This window comes from Acetobacter nitrogenifigens DSM 23921 = NBRC 105050 (genome assembly GCF_000429165.1).
Lineage (GTDB): Bacteria > Pseudomonadota > Alphaproteobacteria > Acetobacterales > Acetobacteraceae > Acetobacter > Acetobacter nitrogenifigens.
Window position 1 is genome coordinate 1 of record NZ_AUBI01000047.1, and the last position, 2,496, is coordinate 2,496.

General features: G+C 52.0%; 4 protein-coding genes. 2 read left to right on the forward strand and 2 right to left on the reverse strand.

Annotated features, from left to right (window positions below; all coding sequences use genetic code 11):
• Window positions 1-804, forward strand: an 804-nt coding sequence (locus tag G442_RS23470) for a hypothetical protein (protein WP_035376943.1), incomplete at its 5' end; no start/stop codon positions are given.
• Window positions 805-809: 5 nt separating this feature from the next.
• On the opposite strand, the gene G442_RS0118850 is transcribed toward G442_RS23470, so the two are convergent.
• Both G442_RS0118850 and G442_RS0118855 read right to left on the reverse strand, forming a co-directional pair.
• Entirely contained in the window at window positions 810-1,181 is a 372-nt protein-coding gene (locus tag G442_RS0118850; RefSeq protein ID WP_026399196.1) for a hypothetical protein, read from the reverse strand.
• Window positions 1,182-1,338: 157 nt separating this feature from the next.
• Window positions 1,339-1,662 (reverse strand): HNH endonuclease signature motif containing protein, encoded by a 324-nt coding sequence (locus G442_RS0118855; RefSeq protein WP_026399197.1) that lies wholly within the window; start codon window positions 1,660-1,662, stop codon window positions 1,339-1,341.
• Window positions 1,663-1,957: 295 nt separating this feature from the next.
• On the opposite strand from G442_RS0118855, the gene G442_RS24730 reads away from it, so the two are divergent.
• A complete protein-coding gene (locus G442_RS24730; RefSeq protein ID WP_084440731.1) occupies window positions 1,958-2,440 on the forward strand; it encodes an alpha/beta hydrolase in 483 nt (160 codons plus the stop codon).
• Window positions 2,441-2,496 lie beyond the last annotated feature (56 nt).

A 2,496-nucleotide genomic window follows, 5' to 3' on the forward strand; every position in this document is an offset into this window, starting at 1 on the left:
CAGGCGTCCGCCATCGCGGGCGCGCCGGGAACGTCCGGAATGCGCAAGCGCTTGAAGCAGCGCAGCGCCTTTGCCGCGAGTTCCGGGTTCGACAGTGGGATCTCTGGCAGCAGCGACTGGCCCGCGCGCCGCCGAGCCTCCCAATCCTATCTGCTAAAATTCATTACCCGCCTCTCAAAAGCCATATTCCTACAGAATCAGTTTATTTTGAAGACAGGGCAGGAATTTGGGCACCACAGCATGAAAAGAGACGAAAACTCCAATTCATTTAGAAGAGAAAATATCGAGACGTTAGAGACGTACGCAAACGACGAAAGAAAGCGACTTCTCAACGATGTATTCGTAAACTCAAGATCAAGTATACTTATAGCCGCTTGCGTCGCATTGTCTATAAAACTTGATATTGTGACCAATTTTTTGCAATTTTATATAAAAGAACATAATAAAATTTCGGAACTAGGCATAGTAACATTAATTTTTATCTACATGATATTTCTATCATTGGGAGTAATATTTTCATTTTTGTCAATTTCATTTCCTAAATTGAAAACGGTCGAAAAATTTTCTCCCGAGCAATTTTTAGTCGAACAGCTGGACAAAGGAACTCAAAACCCAGCAGATCTCAGAGAAGCGCTGACGAGAGAAATTATCAGAGTAAATGAGATTACCAGAAAAGCGAGTTTAGGCATTCGCAGTCTAGACAGAGTCGCTGTTATTTGTCTGTATATCAGTGCCGTCAGCCTCATAATCGGCTTAGCTGGAATAGGTACAGCCAGTGTTACCCACTCTAGAGGAGCCTCATGATCCTCTCAATTTCTTTTGCTGACTGGTGGTAAATCTTCTTCCCAATCACCATCGGAGCTATCCGATTGAAAAAAACTCGCTTGTTCGCTTTTAGGCGCCGAAAGCCTCGCATGTGAATAGGATAACGCCGCCTTTGCCGCGTCAGTCCGAACAACCGGAGAAAGCCCTCTATTTCGATATATACGTGCCAGAAAAAGTAGCGGCGACACGCCGGCCAACTCGGCAACCGTCATCCCAGTCAGCGGATCGACGATATCCGAATTTGGAGAAACCAGCTCTTCCAGATCGACCAAAAGCTTTCCATTCCAGTTGAGTTCCTTCTTGTTCCGGCTGCCAGGCTTTCGGCCTGCACCAGGTCGTGCGCCGCCATGAGCCATGACGATGTCTCCTTTTGATAACTTGATTTCTTTGATAACCGGCGAAGAATCTGCGCGTGAGACTGGCGCGGTTGCCGCCCCCGATCCGGCCCAGACTTTCGACCCGCCCCCACCCGGCCGGACAAAACCCACGAAAACCGTAGAAATCAGCCGTTTTTCAAGGTCTTTCGGCAGTCGCAGTTCTGATCGCGCGGGCTCGCGCCGTCTTGGTCGTGTGGCATGACCCGCAAAGCAGCTGGACGTTCGACGGATCGAGCGGAGCGCCGCCGTCTTTCAGTTCGTGGACGTGGTCTCCGAACAGACGCGTTCCGGTCCGTCCGCATTTCTCGCAGGACCGTCCTCGCTTCTCGATCAGGCGGCGCATGAGATCGCGCCAGGGCTTCGAAAGGTAAAAGGCGTCAGCCCGCTTGGGCGGCGGGATCGCTATACGCGTGTCGACCGAAGGTAGAATGGGCGCGATACAGGTCAGACGAGCAGGCATCCTGTCTTGTCCATCTTCCGTGCAAGATAAAACAATATGAAAGCATTTAGCGCTGATTACCCACGCACACGTCCAGAATCAGTAAACGAGTAAAGCGAGCGGCCAACGTTGGACTGATCTTCTTCCCATATCGTACCCTCACTATTCAGGACGAACGCAGCATCGTTCGTTCGAAGAACCATCCTGCGGTTACTCGCGTTTCGACCTTGCTGACACACACGGTGGTAGCGGCTGAAGCAGGCAGACTTTGGGCGAAAAGCAGAATCGTATAACCGGACAGGGATAGGCTCGAACTATGGAAGAAGTGATTGAACGCGTTGACCCGCAATTGCGAGCGGCAGCTGAGAAGATTGAGCCGGCCGTCGCAGGAATAGTCTGGTCTGATCAGACCCTGCCCGCCATGCGCGCAGCGCTTGCTGCAATGAACCCCGCTGAGCCATTGCCCGACGTATCGGTGGAAGAACGCATGGTTCCGGTTGGAGGCGATAACCCCGACGTCAAAGTTTTTGTCATCAACGCTGCCGCCGGCCAGAAGCGCCCCGGGATTTTCCATACTCATGGCGGCGGCACCATAGCAGGCAGTGCGTCTCTCTCGGTCCCGCGGCTGCAAAAACTCGCTCGAGATGAGGGCTGGGTTATTGTGACTGTTGAGTATCGACTGTCGCCGGAAACAACCTACAAGGGTGTAATCGAGGATCATTACGCCGCACTACGCTGGATGCACGCAAACGCTTCGGAGCTAGGTCGCGTTGACAAAAGATCTATACGATCTGCCTGAGATCTGATTCACTTCCTGCCTGTGGGGTAAGGAGCAGAGAGAACAGGCATGGCACG